The organism is Streptosporangium sp. NPDC002607, assembly GCF_053592655.1.
Genome location: NZ_JBSFWD010000007.1, coordinates 74,003 through 94,493, shown reverse-complemented (window position 1 = coordinate 94,493; position 20,491 = coordinate 74,003). Strand labels below are relative to the sequence as shown.

Below are 20,491 nucleotides of genomic sequence, written 5' to 3'. Positions count from 1 at the left end.
GATGCACTCGCGGGCACGGGAGCACGGCCGGGTGCTCGACGGCGTCGGCGGCGTGCCCAGGCGGGCCGTCGACGCGCTCACCGTGACCGCGGGCCTCCCCGTCGAGCCCGCCGTGCCGCTCGCGCGCACTCTGCTGCGCTCGCCACGGCGGCTCGCCGCCGTGGCGAGCGCCGCCCTCGCCGTGGGACTCATCACGGGCGGGGTCGTGCTCTACCTCGATCTGCCGCCCGACTGGCAGCCGGAGCCGTCCATCGTGTCCCAGTTTACAACGGGGCTGATGTTTCCCGTGGTGAGTGCCTTCCTGCTGGCCCATCGCTCGCGTCCGGCCACGGCATGGCTGATGTGCGTGGGCGGCCTGATGTGCGCTGTCAGCTTCTTCTCCGGGTCGGCCATGTTCACCCTCGCGGCGGCGGGCGACCTGGCCGGCGCCGGCTACCTCCGCTGGTTCATGACCGCGGGAAGAGCGGGTCCATTCATGCTGGCGGTCCTGCTCCCGCTCTACTCACCCGACGGCCGGCTGCCCTCACGGCGCTGGCGGCCGGTGATGGTGGTCGCCGTGGTCGTGTTGGTGGCGGACACACTGCTCAACCTCACCCGTCCGGCACCGGACCCGGCGAGCTACCCCTGGCCGCGGATCATCCCCAACCCGCTCGCAGTGGATGTCCTGGCTCCCTACAACCTGGCGACACGCCAGGTGATCTCTCCCCTGTTCTCGGCCCTCGTGGTCCTGGCGCTGGTCTCCCTGGTGCTGCGTTTCCGGCGGGCCGATCCTGTGCTGCGCCGCCAGATCGCCTGGCCGCTGTTCGCGTTCACCATCCATGTCGCCTGCCTGCTCGCCGGACCCGACTGGTGGGCGGCCGCCGCGACCTGGGCCGGGCTGGTCCCCGTGGCCATCGCCTTCTCCGTGCTGCGCTACCGGCTCTACGGCATCGACACCGTGGTCAGCCGCGCCTTCGTCGCCGCCGGGCTGATCGCCGCGATCAGCGTCATCTACGCGGTGGGCGCGGTCGCCGGGCTGGCCCTGTCGGGATATGACCGGATCGGCGGCCTGATCGCGGCCCTGCTCGCCGGAGTGATCTTCCACCCGCTCCGGCACAGGCTCAGGGGCCTGGTGGACCGGCTCATGTACGGCACGCACGGCGACCCGCGGGCGTTCGCCGCGCGCCTGGCCAGGGAGGTCCGCGAGACCGAGCCGACCAACGCGCTCGCCGCCGTCGCCGCGGTGGTCAAGGACGGGCTGAGCGTCACCGGGGTCGCGGTCGAGGTGTACGACCCCGGCGCCAGGCAGGTACAGGTCGGCCTGCTGGGCCCGGCGCCACGCGGCGTACCGCTGGTCTGGCACGGCGAGCCGGTCGGGCTGCTGTTGCTGGGCTCCCCCGGCCCCCGCAGGTTCGCCGCGGCGTACAACGACCGCCTGATCGCGGTGGCCACGCCGTACGTCGCCGACGTGGTACACGCGGTGCGGACGACCGCCGACCTGCAGCACTCCCGGGAGCGTATCCTCGCCGCCCGCGAGGAGGAGCGCCGCCGCCTGCGCAGGGACCTGCACGACGGGCTCGGCCACGCGCTGACCGACATGGCGATGGCCATCAACATGGCCAGGATCAGCCTGCGCACCGCCCCCGACTCCGCCGACCGGCTCCTGACGGAGCTGCGCGACGGCATGGACGCGGTCAGCGAGGAGATCAGGGAACTGGTGTACGGCCTGCGACCGCCCACCCTCGACGATCTGGGCCTGGCGGGGGCCGTGCGGGCCCTCGCCCAGGAAGGCACACCGAGGGTCGCCGTGGAGACCGAGGGCAACCTTTCCGACCTGCCCGCGGCAGCCGAGGTGGCCGCCTACCGCATCGCGCAGGAGGGGCTCACCAACGTCCGCAAGCACGCGAGGGCCAGCTCCGCGGTCATCTCGCTGCGGCGCGGGGAGTCGCTGGTGGTGCGCGTCCAGGACGACGGGCACGGGCTGCCCACCGGCCCCCGCTCGGGAGTCGGGCTGCTCTCCATGCGCGAGCGCGCCGCCGAGCTGGGCGGGACCTGCGTGATCGGGGCGGCCCCCGGCGGCGGCACGGTCGTGGAGGCCGTGCTGCCGATCACAGTTGATCATTTGTAAACCTTTTGCCCCTTTCGGGACTCTAACTCCGTTAAGGAATTGACCCGAGGAGATCTCCTTGAAGTACTGGGCACTGGCCGCCGGCGCCGCACTCGCCGTGTCTGCCACCGCCACCCCCGCGGTGGCCTCACCCCGGACTGCCTCACCTCAGACGGCTCCCGTAGCGGGCGCCGTCTACTTCCGCTACGCCGGCAGCGGGGTCGAGGCGCTGACCCACCGGGGAGGCTGGAGCCGCCTGACCGCCGGAGACGGGGCCTTCGCCGGTCAGTTCGCGGTCGCGCCCGACGGCGGCAAGATCGCCTGGATCGACGACAAGAGCAGGCTGCACGTCAAGTCGGCCGCCGGGGACAAGGTGATCGCCAAGAACGCCGCCTACGGCGGCCCCTGCCTGACCCCCGCCTGGACCGCCGACGGCAGGCGGATCGCCTACCCGGTGCGGGGCACTGCCGAGGCCACCACCGTGGCCGTGGTCGGCGCCGACGGCAAGGGCCGGTTCAACGCCGGCAAGACCCTCGGTCCCTGTCACCTGACCTGGTCGGCCGACGGCAGGACTCTCGCCGGGTACGCGGGCGACGTCAACGGCGTCTACCTCCTGGACACCAGGCGGCGTGTCGCCAACCGCAACCCCGGCATCAAGCTCGCCAACCACGTGGAGAGCCTGTCGCCCGACAGCCGCAGGGTGGTGGTCAACGCCATCGGCCCGAACGCCCCGGGCGGTGACGGTTCCTGGCCGCTGTCGTTCTCCCCGTCGATCTACGACACCAAGACCGGGGCGAAGATCGCCATCCCGGTCAAGGGACGGCTGCTCGGCGCGCGTTACCTGCGCGACGGCCGCCTGGCGGTCCGCGTCAAGGGCACGACCGCCAACACGATCGTGATCCTCTCCCGCGCGGGCAAGGAGCTCCAGCGGGTGGCCGAGCCGGCGGGGGCGAGGAACCTCGGACTGGTCGGGGTCCTCGACTGACGCCTCCCCCCGCGTGAGACGACGCTGCCGGCAGGTTACTTTACGATCTTGATGACCCGCGCGTTGCCCGCCGGTCGGCAACCGGCCGGCAACCGGCCGGCAGAGCCCGGAACGTGCCGTTCTCGTCGCACCTCACCGGACTTCCCGGGCGGCCGCCGGACCTGGGCTGCGCCTTTCATCCTGATACGGCAGGTTACGTGGGTAAAACGCGCCCAGAGGGATCACCTGAACGGTGATCTCTTGGTACGTCCCAATAGGATGGGCACGTGGCTCAACTCCGTATCGCCCTGGCCCAGAGCAATCCCGCCGTCGGCGACCTGGCCGCCAACAGCGACAGGCTCGTCGAGTGGACCCGGCGCGCCGCGGACCGCGGCGCGCACCTGGTCGTCTTCACCGAGATGTTCCTGACCGGCTATCCCGTCGAGGACCTGGTGCTGCGCACCTCGTTCGTGGAGGCGTCGATCTCCGCGATCGAGAAGGCCGCGCGACGACTGGACGAGGCGGGACTCGGCGAGATCCCGGTCGTCGTCGGCTACGTGGACCGCGCGAATCTCGCCCCGCGCGTCGGCCAGCCCAAGGGCGCCCCGCTCGACGCGGCGGCGCTGCTCCACCGGGGCCGGGTGGTCGTCAAGACCGCCAAGCACCACCTGCCCAACTACGGCGTCTTCGACGAGTACCGCTACTTCGTCCGCGGCGACCGGCTGCCGATCTTCCGGTTGCACGGCGTCGACGTGGCGATCGCGGTCTGCGAGGACCTCTGGCAGGAGGGCGGCCCCGTCGCCGTGGCGGCCGAGGCCGGAGCCGGGCTGCTGGTGGTGCCGAACGCCTCACCCTACGAGAAGGAGAAGGACGACGTACGGCTGGCGCTGGTGGCCAGGCGCGCCCGCGAGGCCGGTTGCGTCCTCGCCTACGTCAACCAGGTCGGCGGCCAGGACGAGCTGGTCTTCGACGGCGACTCGCTCATCGTCTCCGCCTCCGGCGAGCTCATCGCGCGCGCGGCGCGCTTCTCCGAGGAACTGCTGGTCACGGACCTGGAGCTGCCCGAGGCCAGGTACGGAGGACTCGGGGAGTTCCAGGTGGACGCCGGGGACAACACCGTGATCACGGTGGAGCGGCTGGAGCTGTCGCCCCACCCCCTGGAGCCGTACGAGCCGGAGCCCCCCATGCTCGCCGAGCAGCTCGACGACACCGCCGAGATCTACTCGGCGCTGGTCCTCGCGGTCCGCGACTACGTCGCCAAGAACGGCTTCGGGTCGGTCATCCTGGGCCTGTCCGGCGGCATCGACTCGGCGCTGACCGCCACGATCGCCTCCGACGCCCTCGGCCCCGACCGGGTACACGCGGTGCTGATGCCGTCGCGCTACTCCTCCGACCACTCGCTGAGCGATGCCCAGGAGCTGGTCGACCGGCAGGGGATCAACGCCGGCACCGTGCCGATCGCCGACATCGTCAACGGCTTCGAGAAGGAGATCGAGCTCTCCGGCCTGGCCGCGGAGAACCTCCAGGCCCGGGTGCGCGGCATGCTCCTGATGAGCCTGTCCAACCAGCACGGCCACCTCGTCCTCACCACCGGCAACAAGAGCGAGCTGGCCACCGGCTATTCCACCCTCTACGGCGACTCCGCGGGCGGCTTCGCGCCCATCAAGGACGTGCTCAAGACCCTGGTCTGGGAGCTGTCGCGCTGGCGCAACGCCCAGGCGGGCCGCTCGGGTGAGTTCCTGCACCCCTTCGCGGTGCCGCCGATCCCGGAGAACTCGATCGAGAAGGAGCCCAGCGCGGAACTCCGCCCCGACCAGCGCGACACCGACTCCCTTCCCGAGTACGAAGTCCTGGACCGGCTGCTGGGCGACTACGTCGAGAAGGACATGGGCTCGGCCGAGCTGATCGCCGCCGGACACGACCCCGCGCTGGTCGCCCGGGTGATCCGCCTGGTCGACCTGGCCGAGTACAAGCGCCGCCAGTATCCCCCGGGCCCCAAGATCACCCCCAAGAACTTCGGCCGCGACCGCCGCCTCCCCATCACCAACCGCTGGCGCGAGACCACCGGCTGACCGGGATCTCCCACGGTCCCGGCCCGCGACCGTGGCTCCCTTCGCGACCGGCCGGACGTCGGCGTGGTGGGGTTGGAGAACGCGGGCGGGGGCGGAAGTCCGGTCCGACGTCGTGTGTCTCACCGGGCGAGGCAGAGCCGCGCCGGGTCTCAGCCGGGGCCGAGGCCGGTCAGGAGTTGGTCGACGATCCGTTCGGCCAGGTCGGAGGGGAGCTCGCCGTTCTCTTCCGGGCCCTCGGTGCGGATGTACCACATGATGGTGCCGACCACCGTCGCCATCGCGATGCGAACGTCGAGGTCGGCCCGGAGCTCGCCGGTGGCGATGCCGCGCCGCAGCAGGGCGGCCATCGCCGTCCTGCGCGGCTCGATGGTCGCCTGGCGGATGCGTTCCACCAGGCGCGGGTGCCGTTCGGCCTCGTTCATCGCGATGTTCATCACGCAGCGGTTGCGCGCGTCGCACGCGTCTTGCTGGAAGACCCGCATGTAGGTGATCAGATCCTCACGGACCGAGACGCCCCCCGGCGCGGGAAACGGCCTCTTGAGGGTCGCCAGCGCGTCAACGAGCAGGTCCTCCTTGCTGGACCAGCGCCGGTAGATGGTGGTCTTGCCGACCCCCGCGCGAGCGGCGATGCCCTCGATCGACAGTTCGGAGAGGCCGCTGCTCTCCCCGACCAGATCGAGGGTCGCGTCGATGATGGCCTTCTCCGCCCTGGCGCTGCGGGGACGGCCCGCGGGGCGGGTCGTCTGAGCCTGGGCTGTCCGAGCCTCGGCCATCTGGGTCTCGTCGGTGGTCGTCATCGCACACCTACACTACTGCCGGTTCCTTATCGCGATCTATGCCCCGCGGGGCGGGGGTCCCGGAGGACCTGCCGGGCAGCCACCTGAGCACCACCAGGGCTCCCACCAGCGCGATGGCCGCGGAGACGAGGGCGGTGACGTGCATGCCCTCGACGAAGGCGAGCTTCGCCGGTTCGATCAGCGCCGCACCCCGCTCGCCGAGGCCCTGGGCCACACCGAGCGTTCCGGTCAGCGACTCCCCGGCGATGTGCCTGAGCGGATCGGGCAGACCGGTCAGCGCGGGGGCGATCTGGTCGCGGTAGGTGGCCGAGAGCAGCGAGCCCAGCAGCGCGACGCCGAGCGCGCCGGCCACCTGGCGGACCGTGTTGCTCATGGCCGACCCGACGCCCGCCTTCTCCCTGGGGAGCGCCTCCATGATCGCGGTGGTCGCCGGGGGCATGATGTTGGCCATCGCCGCACCCTGGACGAAGAACACGATCTCCAGTACGAGGATCGGGGTGTGCTGGTCCATCAGCGAGTAAGAGGCCAGCGCGCCGGCCACGATGACCATGCTGACGGTGGCGGTCAGCCTGCCGCCGAAGCGCGTGGCCATCTGCTGGCTGAGCGGGGCGAAGATCAGCTGGGCGGCGGCGAAGGGGATCATCAGGGCGCCCGCCTGCAGCGCGCTGAAGCCCAGCACGATCTGCAGGTAGAAGACCAGGAAGAACATCGCGCCCATCATCGCGAAGAACACGATGCCGACCATGCCGACCGCGGTGGCGAAGCGCGGGTCGCGGAAGTAGCGGACGTCGAAGGCCGGGTGGTCGATGCGGCGCTCGTACCAGACGAAGACACCGAGCACGACGACGCCGAGGATCGTCGGGACGAGCACCTCCGCGCTGGCGATCGTGGCCAGCTCGCCGCCCCGGATGATGCCGTAGGTGACGGCGACCAGACCGACGATGGAGAGGATCACACCGACCGGGTCGAGCTTGGACGGGTGCGGGTCACGCGACTCGGGCACGACCAGGCCGATCAGCACCATGCTGACCAGCACGATCGGCAGGTTGATCAGGAAGACCGACCCCCACCAGAAGTGCTCGATGAGCAGCCCCCCGGTGATCGGCCCGATCGCCACGGCCAGACCCACGCCGCCGGCCCAGACACCGATCGCCTTGCCACGCTCCTGCGGGGGGAAGACGTTGGAGATGATGGCCAGCGTGGCCGGCATGATCGCGGCACCGCCGATGCCCATGAACGCCCGGGCGACGATCAGCTGCATGGGGTCCTGGGCGTAGGCGCTGGCCAGCGAGGCCAGGCCGAACAGGACCATGCCCACCATGAGCATGCGCCTGCGGCCGGTACGGTCGCCGATCACCCCGAAGGTGAACAGCAGGCCCGCGAAGACGAGCGTGTAGGAGTTGATCGCCCATTCCAGCTGGCTCTGGCTGGCTCCCAGGCCCACCTTCGGGTCGGCGATCGTCTTCAGCGCGACGTTGAGGATGGTGTTGTCGAGCACGACCGCCAGGAGGCTGAAGACCAGCACTCCCAGGATCTGCCACCGTCTCGGGTGACCAAGCTGTTGTTCCACGAAGGCCCCGTTTTTCGATACGTATGAGTTTCGAAACACTACCGTAGCGCCGCCTTTTTCGATACGCAACCGTGTCGTTTCGTATTTATCAGGACATATCGTGATACACGCACCATTGGGAGTGCGCCGGGGTTCAGGCGGCGATCGGGAGCGGCTCCTCGGCCGAGCTCTCGGCGCGCCGCCAGAACGGCACGGCGACCAGGACCATCAGCACGCAGCCCAGCCCGGCGGCGGCGAAGGCCCAACCGGGACCGGGGCCGTCGATGATCACACCCGCGATGGGCGCCGCGGAGGCGCCGCCGATCAACAGCGCCGTGCCGTGCAGGCCCATCGCCTCACCACGGGCCGCCGCGGGAACCCAGCGGCTCACGGTGTCGAGCGAGGAGGACAGCGCGGGGGCGCAGAGCACACCGGCCGGCAGCAGGGCCAGGACCAGCCAGTGCCAGTCGCCGCCGACCAGCCCTACCGGAATGGTGAGCACCCCCATGGCACCGATGAGAACCAGCGGCGACAGACCTCGGGGCAGCATGCCGTACACGAAACCGCCGATCAGCGAGTAGGCGCACCACAGGGCGATCGCCAGCCCGATCCATGCGGTGTCGCCGCCCTGCTTCATGGTCGCCACCAGGGACAGCTCGGTGGCGGCCAGCACGAACATCGCCGCCATGACGGTGCCGAGCAGTCCGAACATGCCCGGGGTGAGCCATTGGCGCCGCGCGACCCTCTCCGCCGGCTCACGGAGCTCCTCAGCCGAGCGGACGGGCGGGTTCAGCACGATCAGTGTCGTCCCCGACGCGACCAGGCCGGCCGCGACGAGGCCCATGGTGGGGATGCTGCCGAGGAGGGTCACCCCCGCGATCGCCAGGGCGGGACCGGCCATGTAGGAGAGCTCCACGATGATGGAGTCGAGGGAGAAACCCATCCGGCGCTGCTCGACCGGGACCAGCGCCGTGAGGCACTGCCTGATCACGCTGAACACCGGGAGGGCGAGCAGGCCCGCGGGCACCGCGGCGGCGAGCAGCACCGGGAACGGCATCGCCCACGCGGTCGACCAGAAGACGAGCTGGGCGAGCGTGGTCACCGCCAGCACCGGGCGCAGGCCGTGCCTGTCGACGAATCTGCCCGCCAGCGGTGAGCCGACGGCCATCCCCATGGTGCTCGTCATGGCCACCAGACCGGCCGCGCCGAAGCCGAGGCCGAGGCCGCCGGGGTCGACGACGTGCATCGTCAACGTGAGGGCGACCGCGGTCGAGGGAATGCGGGCGAGCAGCCCCACCAGCAGCAACGACCGCACGCCCGGCAGTGCCAGCAGGCGGCGGTAAGGTTCTACAGCCATTTTGATTACTTACCTCCGCCAGCATTGTGCCGTACGCACCCGACACTTCCGCCACCGGATTTACCTCGCGGGTGTGCGGTACGCCACCCACACCCCCGCCATCGGATTACCCGGCCGGTCGGGGCTGTTGAACCTGCCGAACGCGTGCAATCATCGGAACCGTCCGGGGACGCCATCAGGGGCGCCTCGAGACTTCACTGGAGGTCCCATGTCCTCTTCCTCCCCCAGCCGGCCGACCTCGCTCTACGGCGGCCAGGCCGGCCGAAGGATCACCGTACGCGACGTCGCCGCCGCCAAGGAGCGCGGCGAGCGGTGGCCGATGGTCACCGCGTACGACGCGATGACCGCCAGGGTCTTCGACGAGGCCGGCATCCCCGTGCTGCTCGTCGGCGACTCGGCGGCCATGGTCGTGTACGGCTACGACTCGACGCTCCCCGTATCGGTGGACGATCTCATGCCGCTGACCGCGGCCGTGGTGCGCGGCTCCTCCCGCGCGATGGTCGTGGCCGACCTGCCGTTCGGCTCCTACCAGGCATCTCCCCAGCAGGCCCTGGAGACGGCCGCCAGGTTCATGAAGGAGGCCGGTGCCCACGCGATCAAGCTTGAGGGTGGGCGGCGGGTGCTCCCCCAGGTCGAGACGCTGGTCTCGGCGGGCATTCCGGTGATGGCCCACCTGGGCCTGACCCCCCAGTCGGTCAACGCGCTCGGCGGCTACCGGGTGCAGGGCCGCGGCCAGTCGGGTGACGAGCTGATGGCCGACGCCAAGGACCTGGAGTACGCCGGAGCGTTCGCCGTGGTCCTGGAGTGCGTTCCCGCCGAGCTGGCCGAGCGGGTCACCTCCTCCCTGTCGATCCCGACGATCGGCATCGGTGCCGGGCCCGGCACCGACGCGCAGGTCCTCGTCTGGCAGGACCTGATGGGCCTGACCGCCAGCCCGGCCAGGTTCGTCAAGAAGTACTTCGACCTGGCCCACGAGATGGACCGGGCGGTGCGCAGCTTCGCCGACGAGGTGTCGACCGGCGCCTTCCCCGCTCCCGAGCACAGCTACAGCTGACGACTCCGGGCCCCGGCGTCCCAGGAAACCCTGGCGGCGCTGGGGCGTTCAGGCGCGGCGCGAGATCAGGCGAGCGTGGCGGGGTCGGTGTTGGCGCCGCACACGACCACGGCCACCCGCTCCCCTTCGGCCGGGGTGTAGACGCCGGACAGCAGAGCCGCGTACGCGGTGGCGCCCGCGTGCTCGGCGGCGATCCGGTGCTCCCGCCACATCTCGCGCCGTGCCTCGACGATGGCCTCCTCGGAGACCAGCAGGCTCCGTATCCCCGCCGCGCCCGTGATCTCACAGGCGATCTCGCCCGCCCGGCTCGCGCCCAGGGCGTCGGCCCCCACCCCCGCGACCTCGACCCCGACCGGCCGACCGGCCTCCAGCGCCCGGTGCAGGGTCGGGATGAGCTCGGGCTCGACGGCGACCACGCGGGCGTGGCCGTCGAGTGCGACGGTGATCCCGGCGACGAGCCCGCCGCCGCCGACCGCGACGAGGACCGTGTCGACTCCCCCGGTCTGCTCCAGGATCTCCAGGCCGACCGTGCCCTGCCCCGCGATCACCTCCGCCTGGTCGTAGGCGTGCACGTCCAGGGCACCGGTCTCGGCCGCGCGCTTGACAGACGCCTCGTAGGCGTCGGCGTAGACGGCACCGACCTGGGCCACCCGCGCGCCCAGCGCGCGCAGCCCGGCCACCTTCACCGGGCTGGACACCGTGGGCACGAAGATCTCCGCCGGGACACCGAGACCGCGTGCCACGTACGCCACCGCCAGGCCGTGGTTGCCCCCGCTCGCCGCGATCAACCCGGCCTCGGGGATCTCTCCCATGGACAGGGCGCGGTTGAAACCTCCTCGCGCCTTGAACGACCCCGAGTGCTGCAACCCCTCCAGCTTGAAGAACAGCCCCGGCGACACCTCGACCACCGGTGTGCGCCGGACGTACCCCGCGATGCGCTCGGCGGCCCGCCGCACGTCCCCGATCGACACGCTCACGCGCGTCCCCTTCCCACAAAGCGGCTCGGAAAGCGGCCACCCTTCCTGCGGCCCCGTGCCGCAGTCTAGGAGACAGCGTGGATCCCTCAGGCGAGCGCCTGCTCGAAATCGGCCCACAGGTCCTCGATGTGCTCGATGCCGACCGCCACCCGTACGGTGCCCGCACCGACCCCGTGCCGGGCGAGCTCCTCGGCCGTCAGGGAGCGGTGGGAGGTGGTCGCGGGGTGCAGGATGAGCGTCTCGACACCGCCGAGGGACGGGGCCAGCAGGGCCAGCCGCACCGAGCTCATGAACCGCTCGCCCGCCGCCTGGCCACCGACCAGGTCGAACGAGAAGACACCCCCGAAGTCCGGCAGGAGCTTGGCCGCCAGCTCGTACGAGGGATGCGAGGGCAGGCCCGGCCAGTGCACGACGGAGACCGCGGGGTGGTCGTTCAGCCGGGTGGCCAGCTCGCGGGTGTTGAAGCAGTGGCGCTCCATCCGCAGCGGCAGTGTCTGGATGCCGCGCAGGGTGAGCCAGGCGGCGAACGGATCCGCGGTGGCACCCAGCTTGACGTTGTAGGCCCACACCCTGCGGTACATCTCCTCCGCGGCGAAGACGGCGATCCCGCCGAGCACGTCGGTGTGCCCGCTCAGGTACTTGGTCGTGGAGTGCACCACGATGTCGGCTCCGTGCTCCAGCGGCCGGCACAGGATCGGTGAGGCGAAGGTGTTGTCGACCACGGAGACGAGTCCGGCCTCGCGTGCCGCCGCGCACATGCCCGGCAGGTCGGCGACCTGGGTCACCGGGTTGGCGATGGTCTCCAGGTAGACCAGCTTCGTCTCCGGCCGCACGGCCGCGCGCAGCGCCGCCGGGTCGTCCTCGGGGACGTAGGAGACCGAGATCCGGAAGCGCCGCTCCAGGTCGTTGATCATCGAGGCGGTGCCGCCGTAGAGCGCCTGCTGCGCGATCAGGTGATCACCGGGCTCCAGCAGCGCGAGCAGCACCGAGTTGATGGCCCCCATTCCGGAACCGGTGGCCACGGCCCCGGCACCGCCCTCCAGGCCGGCGACGGCCTCCTCCAGGGAGCGGACCGTCGGGTTCGACAGGCGCCCGTAGACGAAGGCCCCGTCCGGGCGGCCCATCCCGTCGGCGAAGACGGCCGGGTCGTCGAAGACGAAGCCGGAGGTCTGGTAGAGCGGCACCGTGATGGAACGGCTGCCGTTCAGCTGCGGCTGGGGAAGGTGGACGGTGCGGGTCTCCGGGCGAAAATCAGTCATGAGATAAGAATGTCCGGTTAACAGGCTGTTTGTCAGATCTGGTTGGTGCGATGTTCGTCATCAAAAGCACAGGTCACCCTGGCCCAGGACACCGGAAAGGCCACCGTGGCGGCGAGCACGGCGGCATCGTGGTCGAGGCTGTTCTCCCCATCCGGATATGATCGGCGTGGGCAGGCCGTCAGCTCGCGGCGCGGCGCTGGACGTACAGGGTCTGTTCGTCACCGGCGCGCCTGGAGGTCGCCCGGCAGGGTCTGCGCGTCGACCAGCCGGGCGTACGGCCCGGCGGCTGCCAGGAGTTCTTCGTGGCGGCCCGCCTCGACGACGCGACCCCGATCCACTACAAGGATCACATCGGCGTCCCGGACGGTGCTCAGCCGGTGTGCGATCACGATGCGTGTCTGCTCGAACCCGGTCAGGTTGGCCTCGATCTCGGCCTCGGTCATGGTGTCCAGGTGACTGGTGGCCTCGTCGAGCAGCAAGATCTCCGGCTTGGCGAGTAGCGCCCGGGCCAGGGCGATGCGCTGCCGTTGTCCGCCGGAGAGACCGCCGCCTTCGGTCAGCAGCGTCTTGTACCTCATGGGCATGGCCGCGATGTCCTCGTGCACGCAGGCCAGTCGGGCCGCCTCCGCCACCTCGTCCAGGGAGGCTTCCGGCGAGCCAAGGGAAATGTTGTCGAAGATCGTTCCGGTGAACAGGGCGGGTTCCTGGGTCACCACTCCGAACCGGCGGCGCAACAGGCCTGGATCCAGGCGGCCGGCCGGGACTCCGTTGTAGGAGATCTCTCCCTCGGTCGGCGGGAACAGCCCGAGCAGCAGGCGAGCGAGGGTGCTTTTCCCCGACCCGGACCGTCCGACCAGGGCGATCTTCTGCCCGGCGCGAACTCTCAGATCGACGCCCCGCACGATCCATGGGCTTTCCTGCGTGTACCGAAAACCGACCTGACGCAGCTCGATCGGGCTGTCCGCGCCATCGGCCTGACGGGGCGGGAGAGCGACACCTGATGAGGGGGACTCAGGATCGGTGTCCAATATGTCGGCCAGTCGTTCGGCCTGCACGCGGGCCATCTGGACGGCTCGTATGCTGCCGGTCAGCGATGCCAGCGGTGCCAGGGTCGCGGCGGCCAGCGCGAGGAGGCCGAGCATGGTGCCGGGGCTGAGGTGGTGGGTGACGACCTGCCAGGCGCCGGCCCACAGCAGGGTCAGGGGGGCGCCGAACCGCAGCGCGGCCAGGGCGGTGTCCTGGCCTCCCTGGGCGACTCCACTCCGCCATACCTGCCGCATTTGAACGCCGAGCAGACGCACCCAGCGGTCAAGGATATGAGGCTCGACCGCCGACGCTTTGATCGTCTCGATTCCCCGGACGGCCTCGATCAACTGTCCCTGGGCGTCGTTCCGTGCCTCGTGCTCCCGATGGGCCAGCTCACAGAGCCACCGGTGGGTGCCGACGAGCAGAAGGATCTGTGCCACCGCGAAGGCGATGAGCACTCCACCCAGGAGCGGGGAGCGCACGGTCACCACCACCATGTAGCCGACCGCGAGAGGCCCGTCGAGCAGAGCGGTCAGGGCCTGACCGGTGAGCATCTCCCGCAGAACGCTGACGCTTGAGATCCGCGAGACCAGGTCGGACGAGCTTCGATGGGCGAAGAACCGGAAAGGGAGCGCGAGCAGACGTTTCCCCAGATCGTCGAGCAGCGCGGTGTCCGCTCGGGTGCGTAATCTGACCAGTGCCCATGTCCGCACCCCGCCGACCACGAGCTGAGCGCATACCGCCGCGGCCACGCCGTACCCGAGCAAGGACAGCAGGTCGATCTCGCCGGCGGCCAGCACGTGGTCCACGACCAGCTCGGTCACGGCGGGCAGGACCAGCCCCAGGGCTTGCATGACAACGCTGAGCAGCGCGAGAAGGACCAGCACGCCGCGGTGACGTGACAGCAGGACGCGAGAGTACCGTACCCACCAGTTCCCGCGCTCGCCGAACCGCCCTCTAGAGAAGTCCGCCCCGGCCTCGAGGGTGAGCACCACACCGCTGTAGTTTCGAGCGAACTCCTCATGAGTGAGGCGTACCCGGCCCGGCCCCGGATCGACGATGGTGACGCGGGTTTCGCTCACGCGCTCGACCACCACGAAATGACTGTTACGCCAGTAGGCCACGGCGGGCAGCGGAATCGAGGCCATCTCCGTGGCTGGGGTGGACAGCGCACGAGTGGTCAGCCCACGCGCCCGAGCCGTGCGGACCAGGGTCAGCGCGCTCACCCCGTCCCGTCCGATGTCCATCTCCTCAGCCAGGGCGCGCACGGAGGTACGGTGCCCGTGAGCGCTGAGGACCATGGCGAGGCAGGCCGCTCCGCACTCGACCGCGCTGTGCTGAAGGATGATCGGAACTCTCACAGAACAATCAGTGTCGGGTGCTCTCCTTGCGTTTCACTTGGAGCCGGACCGCCGCCGCCTGGAGCCGGGCCACTACCTGGCCCGTTCCGAACGCCGTTCCGTTCGACGAGTCCTGACCGCCTGGATCCGTCGTCGAGGTGGTCGCGCTCGACCACGCGCGCATCGTGATCCCCCAAGCGAATCACAAGGGAATCAATAGCCCCATGCCGGAGAGTGAACCCACATGTAGCCCTTCCCGGGCTTCCGAAGAAGAGAGGACCCGCATGAGCGACGAACCGCGCACCCAGATCGGTGATATCGCGCCGGTCGGTGCGGAGCTCGAGGAGAGCACGCTGCGCACCATCAACGGCGGTCTCCCGGCCGAGCTGCAGACCTGGCAAGACCCGCCCGGCGTCTGCAAAACAGATGTCTACGGCTAAATGATCATTTGGTGCGGGGATGCCGTCGTGGCGTTCCCGCGCCGTCTCGCTTTCCTGGAGCGCCCCCCATGCCGATACCGGGTGTCCTGATCCTCACCAGCGAAGAGGATCCGCACGCCTTACATGTCCGCGCCCTGCTCGCCGACCGCGGCGCCCAGATCACGATCTTCGATCCCGGTGACTACCCCGTCAAGGCGCGCGTGGAACTGGCGTACACCGCTCGTGGTCTTGCCCGGCGCCTTCTGCGCACTCAAACAGGCACACTCGATCTGGACACTCTGACAGCCCTGTGGTGGCGGCGTCCGACACCACCTGCGACGCATCCCGACCTTACCGATCCCGCGGTGGCCGACTACGCCGCACGCGAGTGTCAGGACCTGCTCACAGATCTGTGGGAGCACCTGCCGTGCCGCAAGATGCCCGCGGACGATTCGGTGATCCGGCGGGCCGGACGCAAGCCCTCCCAGCTTCTCCTCGCGGCGGAACTGGGATTCGCGATCCCGGAGACCCTCATCGCGACCGAGGCCGAGGCGTTCTGGGAGTTCCATGAGCGCCATGACGGTCATGTCGTGACCAAGCCATTGGGCAAGCCGTGGGCGGAGAACCTGGTGGGGGGCGGCACGATCGCCCGGTTCTGCGAGCCGGTCTCCGCTCGTGACGTGGCGTACGCGGCCGCTCTGCGATTCTGCCCGGTCATTGTTCAACAGTACGTTCCCAAACGCCTGGAACTGCGGGTCACGGTCGTCGGTGAACAGGTGTTCGCCGCGGAGATCCATTCCCAGGTGGCCAACCGGTCCAGTTTGGATTGGCGCCGGTACGACATCGAGACCACCCCACACCGCATACACCGGCTTCCGGACAAGGTGGCTCGGCGCTGCCTGGATATGACAGAACGCCTGGGGCTCCTGTACGGGGCTTTCGACTTGATCCTCACCCCCGACGACCAGTACGTGTTCCTGGAGGTCAACCCCAACGGCCAATGGCTGTGGATCGAGCGGCTGACCGGTCTGCCGATCAGCCAGGCCATCTGTGACGTGCTATTGGAAGGAGCCTCATCGTGACCGCCGAGCTGCTCGAAAACGCCTTGGAGTGGTTGAGGGAGTTGGGCGACGTACGGCCAGAGGAGGCACGCGAACGACTTGGCGCGCTACGCGCCCGCTATCCGGGCATCGCCATGCGATTGGTGTGGCAGCGTGAGGCCGCCACAGACCAGTACCACTACGATCTGCTTTTTCCCTCGGCAGAGGGTACGACCTCGCTGGCGTTCGCCCCGGACCGGGCCATTCCATGGCCACTGCGGAACAGCCAGCGAGCAGGTGAGCAACTGGTGCTCCGGGTCAACGGCACCGACATGCTCATCGAGCAGGTCATCTCCCTGCTGGACGTCCTGTGGGACGACGCCGCTCTTTCCCGGCGTCTGGTCAACGCCTGCCTGATAGGACAGGCCGCGGATGTCGAGGACATCGACCTGCCCGACGACCGGTTGCAGGAGGCCATGGACGCCTTCCGCCGGGCTCGGGGATTGCTGACCGCGCAGGCGACCAGGGCATGGATGGCGGAGCGCGGTGTCAGCCATGCCCAGTTGGAGAGGATCGTCGCCGTTGAGGCCACGGTGGCGGCCCTGCGGCAGAGAGTGGCCGGTGAGCGGGTGGAGGACTTTTTCGCCGATCATCGTGACGCGTTCGACCGGCTGCGGGTCGTGAGATCACGGTATGCCGACCAGGCTCACGCCGAAGCCGCCGTGGCCCGGCTTCGCGCCGCGGATGTGCGGGGAGCCGAAGTGGTCGCCATGGCCACCGAGGAGTCCCTGGCTGGACTGGCCACCTCTCGGATAGAAGGCGGTTACCGGGAGGATCTCATCACCTCCTACGGTGCGAAGGCCGTGGAAGCGCGGGCGGGGACGGTCATCGGGCCTGCCGCTCTGGAGGGTGGTTTCTGCTTCGCGTACGTGCTGGCCGTGGAACCGGCGGTGCTGGATCGGTTCACCCGGAAGTTCATCGAAGAGCGGCTCTTAGACGAATGGCTGCGGGAACAGCGTCGGCACGCGCATGTGGAATGGTTTTGGGGTAGCAAGTCGCGCACCGATGAACTCACCGCCGACCTGCGATCCTGACGGGTCCGCCGTGATGCCGAGTGGTGCTTGAAAGTCGGCGTCGAGGCCGGTCGGCGAACCGCCCTGGTGCGGTGATGGCCGCGGTGGGCGGGTGCGCGGGCGGCCTCCTCCAGCGCCTTCACCAGCTCGCCGTCCAGGACCATCCCTGCGGCGTGGTGGAGTCCACGCTGACCAGGTCAAGGTCGGCCTGCCCACGGGCCACGGCCTCGGTGATCATCGCCTGCATCAGGTGCTCGAAGACGCCCGCCGTGGCCCATGAGCGGAACCGGTCGTAGACGGTGGACAGAGGTCTCCACGCGCCATGGCAACGGCCTACCAGGACCGGAGGCCAATGCGCAGGTGAATCCCTCTGACCTCAACTCCGTACAGGCCCTAGATGTCGGTGACCCGCAGGCCGGCGTGAGCCTTGTAGCGGCGGTTGATCGAGATGAAGTTGGCGGTCATCGCCTCGACCTGGTGGGCGTTGCGCAGGCGACCGCCGTACACGCCGCGCATGCCGGGGATGCGGCCCGCCAGCGCCTGGACGGTGTCGGTGGCCTCGCGGTCGTCGCCCAGCACGAGCACGTCCAGGTCGATCTTGTCGACCTCGGGGTCCAGCAGCAGGACGGCGGAGACGTGGTGGAAGGCGGCGACCACCCGGCTCTCGGTCAGGACCGCGGCCGCCTGCTGGGCGGCGCTGCCCTCCTCGACCGCGAGTGCGTACGCGCCCTGCTTGTCGAAGCCGAGCGGGTTGACGCAGTCGATGACGATCTTTCCGGCCAGCTCGGCACGGAGAGACTCCAGCGTGGAGCGGTGCCCGTCCCAGGGAATGGCCACGATCACCACGTCGGCCTCGGCCGCCACGGTCGGGTTGTCGGCGCCGCGCACCGATCCGCCGATGCTCGCCGCCGCCTCCTGAGCACGCTCGGCGCTGCGTGAGCCGATCAGCACGCTGTGCCCGGCGAGGGCGAACCGCCGCGCCAACCCCTTGCCCTGGTCCCCGGTCCCGCCCAGGATCCCGATCGAGATTCCCCCCACGTCCGGAATATCAGTGCTCACTCACCGCTCCTCATCATCCCCGACCCTCAAGATCGGACTTCATCGACCATATCGTCTGCCCCGAATCCTCTCAGGGGCGCATTCCCAGGATCATTGCGGGGGGGCTGGTGCACGATGGTGCCATGGACGCTGGGTCGGTGACACTGCTGCGCGAGATCCTGGCTTCGACGGGCTGGATCGAGCGGACCCGCGAGCTGGGCCTCGCCCTGCGCGCGACCCGCTCGGCCGGCGGCCTGCTGGTGGTCGGCACGCCCGAGGAGGAGCCCTGGCACCTGACCGCGCACCTGAGCGACGAGGCCAGGCTCTCCGGGCTGCCCCAGCTCTCCCCGACGCTGGTCCGCTGGGCGCCCGCCCCCGACGCGCCCGCGCACCTGCGGGTCGGGCTGGACCGGATCCGGCAGGCCGGACGGGGCGAGACCCTGTTCGTGGTCGCCGAGGAGCGCGCTCCCGAGGCGCTGCTGGAGCGGGTGAGCGACGCCCGCAGGACCGGCACGACGATCCTGGCCCTGGACGGCGGTGACACGGACCTTACCGGCTTGGCCCACGACGCGCTGACGGTCCCCGAACGGGCGCCGTTCTCCTTCGACGGGGCGCAGCATCTGGTGAGCATGGCCGCGGGCGAGGTCGAACGGCGCCCCACCCTGCGTGACCGCCTGGCCGGGCTGCTGGAGCGGGTCAGCGGCCCGCAGGTCACCGACTAGGCGTACCGGCCGCGCTCCGCCCTCAGTCGTCGTCCTCCCAGGCCTGGTCCTCCTTCTTCCAGTCCTCGTTCCGATCGGCCGCGGTCTTCAGCGCGTTGGCCGCGGCCTCGCGCGTCGGGTACGGTCCCATCCGGTCCTTGTTCGGGCAACCCTCGTCGGGTTCGACGGCCATGTGCTTCAGGCAGAACCACCATTGGTCACTCATGCGGCAATCCTGCCCAGTGGGAAGCGCAACTAGACTGTGGAACCATGACGACACTGCTCCAGCCCGGGCGGATCTCTCCCCTCCGCAGGGTTCCCTCTCACATCCAGCGGCCGGAGTACGTCGGGAAGAAAACCCCGAAGACCGGAGAGGCCGACGTCAAGACCCCCGAGATCGTCGAGCGGATGCGGATCGCGGGCAAGCTGGCGGCTCAGGCGCTCGAAGAGGTCGGCAAGCACGTGGCGCCCGGCGTCACCACCGACGAACTCGACCGGATCGGCCACGAGTTCCTCTGCGAGCGGGGAGCCTATCCCAGCACGCTCGGCTACCGGGGATATCCCAAGTCACTGTGCACCTCGATCAACGAGGTGATCTGCCACGGCATCCCTGACGACACCGTGCTGCGCGACGGCGACATCGTCAACGTCGACATCACCGCCTTCATCGGGGGCGTGCACGGCGACACCGACGCCACCTTCCTGGTCGGCGACGTCGACGAGGAGTCACGGCTGCTGGTCGAGCGCACCCGTGAGGCCACCAACCGGGCCATCAAGGCCATCGCCCCCGGCCGGCAGCTCAACGTGGCCGGTCGCGTGATCGAGGCCTACGCCAAGCGGTTCGGTTACGGCGTGGTCCGTGACTTCACCGGCCACGGCATCGGCACCACGTTCCACTCGGGCCTGATCGTCCCCCACTACGACGACCCGTCACTGGCGGTCACGCTGGAGCCGGGCATGACGTTCACGATCGAGCCCATGCTGACGCTCGGCACCATCGACTACGACGTCTGGCCCGACGGCTGGACCGCCGTCACCAAGGATCGCAAGCGGACCGCCCAGTTCGAGCACACCATTCTGGTGACCGAGACCGGCCACGAGATCCTGACACTGCCCTAAGGCCCTGTCCCTTGGATCTTTTGCCTACTGCGGTCGCCCAGGCGGCGCCTCGCCGCGTTGTCGTCGGTCACCGCAGCACGCTGCGGCTCCCTCCTCCGCCTCGCGAGGCACCACCTGGCCGATCCTCGCCACGGCAAGATCCGCGGGGCAGGCCCTAGGGGCGCTCGCCCGGCGCCGCGCCCGTTTTCGTGCCGGCTAGTCCTGGCGGGGCACCACTCCGGTGACCGTGGTTCCCGCGCCGGGAACACCGTTGACGCTGAGCGTGCCGCCGACCTGGTCGAAGTGGGCGTGCATTGCGGTGATGCCCCGGCCCTCGGCCGGGCCGAAGAAGCCGACGCCGTCGTCACTGACCGTCATGCGCAGGCCACTGGGGCCGAGGGTGACGGCGACGGCCACGACCCGCGCGCCGCTGTGCCGCTCGACGTTGGCGAGCGCCTCCTCGAGCGTGGCCATCACGGCCCTGGTGATCCCGGCCGGAACGTCGCCGGCGGGCAGCGCCCAGATCTCGACGGTGGTCCCGGTGCGCTCGGACCATTCGGTGAGATGCCCCTCAAGGGCCTGGGCCAGGCTACGACTCCGGCCCTCACGTACGCGCAGTTCCTCGGACACTGCTCAACCTT

18 protein-coding genes are annotated in these 20,491 nt (G+C 69.9%); 9 read left to right on the top strand and 9 right to left on the bottom strand.

Going from position 1 to position 20,491, the window contains the following annotated elements; translation table 11 throughout:
* Nucleotide 1 precedes the first annotated feature (1 nt).
* The 3 genes from ACWD3H_RS10505 (at nt 2) to ACWD3H_RS10495 (ending at nt 5,122) form a co-directional block, all read left to right on the top strand.
* A complete protein-coding gene (locus ACWD3H_RS10505; protein ID WP_451954747.1) occupies nt 2–2,107 on the top strand; it encodes a sensor histidine kinase in 2,106 nt (701 codons plus the stop codon).
* Nucleotides 2,108–2,165: 58 nt separating this feature from the next.
* Nucleotides 2,166–3,071 carry a TolB family protein gene (locus ACWD3H_RS10500; RefSeq protein ID WP_451954746.1) on the top strand — a complete coding sequence of 302 codons (906 nt, stop codon included), beginning with the start codon at nt 2,166–2,168 and terminating at the stop codon, nt 3,069–3,071.
* 266 nt (nt 3,072–3,337) lie between these two features.
* Entirely contained in the window at nt 3,338–5,122 is a 1,785-nt protein-coding gene (locus tag ACWD3H_RS10495) for an NAD+ synthase (RefSeq protein ID WP_451954745.1), read from the top strand.
* A 149-nt stretch (nt 5,123–5,271) separates the two neighbouring features.
* On the opposite strand, the gene ACWD3H_RS10490 is transcribed toward ACWD3H_RS10495, so the two are convergent.
* The 3 genes from ACWD3H_RS10490 to ACWD3H_RS10480 form a co-directional block, all read right to left on the bottom strand.
* A complete protein-coding gene (locus ACWD3H_RS10490) occupies nt 5,272–5,919 on the bottom strand; it encodes a TetR/AcrR family transcriptional regulator (protein ID WP_451954744.1) in 648 nt (215 codons plus the stop codon).
* Between the two features lie 7 nt (nt 5,920–5,926).
* Nucleotides 5,927–7,489: an MFS transporter gene (locus tag ACWD3H_RS10485; RefSeq protein ID WP_451954743.1), complete on the bottom strand. Its 1,563-nt coding sequence runs from the start codon at nt 7,487–7,489 to the stop codon at nt 5,927–5,929.
* Between the two features lie 133 nt (nt 7,490–7,622).
* The gene (locus ACWD3H_RS10480; protein WP_451954742.1) at nt 7,623–8,825 is read right to left on the bottom strand and encodes an MFS transporter; all 1,203 of its coding nucleotides are present in this window, start codon (nt 8,823–8,825) and stop codon (nt 7,623–7,625) included.
* 208 nt (nt 8,826–9,033) lie between these two features.
* On the opposite strand from ACWD3H_RS10480, the gene panB reads away from it, so the two are divergent.
* Nucleotides 9,034–9,879 carry a 3-methyl-2-oxobutanoate hydroxymethyltransferase gene (gene panB / locus ACWD3H_RS10475; RefSeq protein ID WP_350955344.1) on the top strand — a complete coding sequence of 282 codons (846 nt, stop codon included), beginning with the start codon at nt 9,034–9,036 and terminating at the stop codon, nt 9,877–9,879.
* Between the two features lie 65 nt (nt 9,880–9,944).
* Here panB and ACWD3H_RS10470 read toward each other — a convergent pair whose 3' ends face one another.
* The 3 genes from ACWD3H_RS10470 to ACWD3H_RS10460 form a co-directional block, all read right to left on the bottom strand.
* Nucleotides 9,945–10,856, bottom strand: coding sequence for a threonine/serine dehydratase (locus ACWD3H_RS10470; RefSeq protein WP_451954741.1), 912 nt, complete (start codon nt 10,854–10,856; stop codon nt 9,945–9,947).
* An 86-nt stretch (nt 10,857–10,942) separates the two neighbouring features.
* Nucleotides 10,943–12,115, bottom strand: a complete 1,173-nt coding sequence (locus tag ACWD3H_RS10465; RefSeq protein WP_451954740.1) for a trans-sulfuration enzyme family protein — start codon at nt 12,113–12,115, stop codon at nt 10,943–10,945.
* A gap of 218 nt (nt 12,116–12,333) precedes the next feature.
* A complete protein-coding gene (locus ACWD3H_RS10460) occupies nt 12,334–14,502 on the bottom strand; it encodes a peptidase domain-containing ABC transporter (RefSeq protein WP_451954739.1) in 2,169 nt (722 codons plus the stop codon).
* A 263-nt stretch (nt 14,503–14,765) separates the two neighbouring features.
* Here ACWD3H_RS10460 and ACWD3H_RS10455 point away from each other — a divergent pair, with 263 nt between their 5' ends.
* The 3 genes from ACWD3H_RS10455 (at nt 14,766) to ACWD3H_RS10445 (ending at nt 17,034) form a co-directional block, all read left to right on the top strand.
* Nucleotides 14,766–14,921 (top strand): hypothetical protein, encoded by a 156-nt coding sequence (locus tag ACWD3H_RS10455; RefSeq protein ID WP_451954738.1) that lies wholly within the window; start codon nt 14,766–14,768, stop codon nt 14,919–14,921.
* 68 nt (nt 14,922–14,989) lie between these two features.
* Nucleotides 14,990–15,982, top strand: a complete 993-nt coding sequence (locus ACWD3H_RS10450; RefSeq protein ID WP_355552237.1) for an MvdC/MvdD family ATP grasp protein — start codon at nt 14,990–14,992, stop codon at nt 15,980–15,982.
* Entirely contained in the window at nt 15,979–17,034 is a 1,056-nt protein-coding gene (locus tag ACWD3H_RS10445; RefSeq protein WP_451954737.1) for a TIGR04500 family putative peptide maturation system protein, read from the top strand. Before ACWD3H_RS10450 ends, ACWD3H_RS10445 begins: the two co-directional genes overlap by 4 nt.
* Nucleotides 17,035–17,406: 372 nt before the next feature.
* Here ACWD3H_RS10445 and npdG read toward each other — a convergent pair whose 3' ends face one another.
* Nucleotides 17,407–18,072, bottom strand: a complete 666-nt coding sequence (npdG, locus tag ACWD3H_RS10440) for an NADPH-dependent F420 reductase (RefSeq protein WP_451954736.1) — start codon at nt 18,070–18,072, stop codon at nt 17,407–17,409.
* Between the two features lie 122 nt (nt 18,073–18,194).
* On the opposite strand from npdG, the gene ACWD3H_RS10435 reads away from it, so the two are divergent.
* A complete protein-coding gene (locus ACWD3H_RS10435; RefSeq protein WP_451954735.1) occupies nt 18,195–18,773 on the top strand; it encodes a hypothetical protein in 579 nt (192 codons plus the stop codon).
* 22 nt (nt 18,774–18,795) lie between these two features.
* Here ACWD3H_RS10435 and ACWD3H_RS10430 read toward each other — a convergent pair whose 3' ends face one another.
* Nucleotides 18,796–18,978: a hypothetical protein gene (locus ACWD3H_RS10430; protein WP_355570007.1), complete on the bottom strand. Its 183-nt coding sequence runs from the start codon at nt 18,976–18,978 to the stop codon at nt 18,796–18,798.
* Between the two features lie 44 nt (nt 18,979–19,022).
* On the opposite strand from ACWD3H_RS10430, the gene map reads away from it, so the two are divergent.
* Nucleotides 19,023–19,871, top strand: a complete 849-nt coding sequence (gene map, locus ACWD3H_RS10425) for a type I methionyl aminopeptidase (RefSeq protein WP_451954734.1) — start codon at nt 19,023–19,025, stop codon at nt 19,869–19,871.
* Between the two features lie 195 nt (nt 19,872–20,066).
* On the opposite strand, the gene ACWD3H_RS10420 is transcribed toward map, so the two are convergent.
* Nucleotides 20,067–20,480, bottom strand: coding sequence for a sensor histidine kinase (locus ACWD3H_RS10420; RefSeq protein ID WP_350914935.1), 414 nt, complete (start codon nt 20,478–20,480; stop codon nt 20,067–20,069).
* Nucleotides 20,481–20,491: the final 11 nt, after the last annotated feature.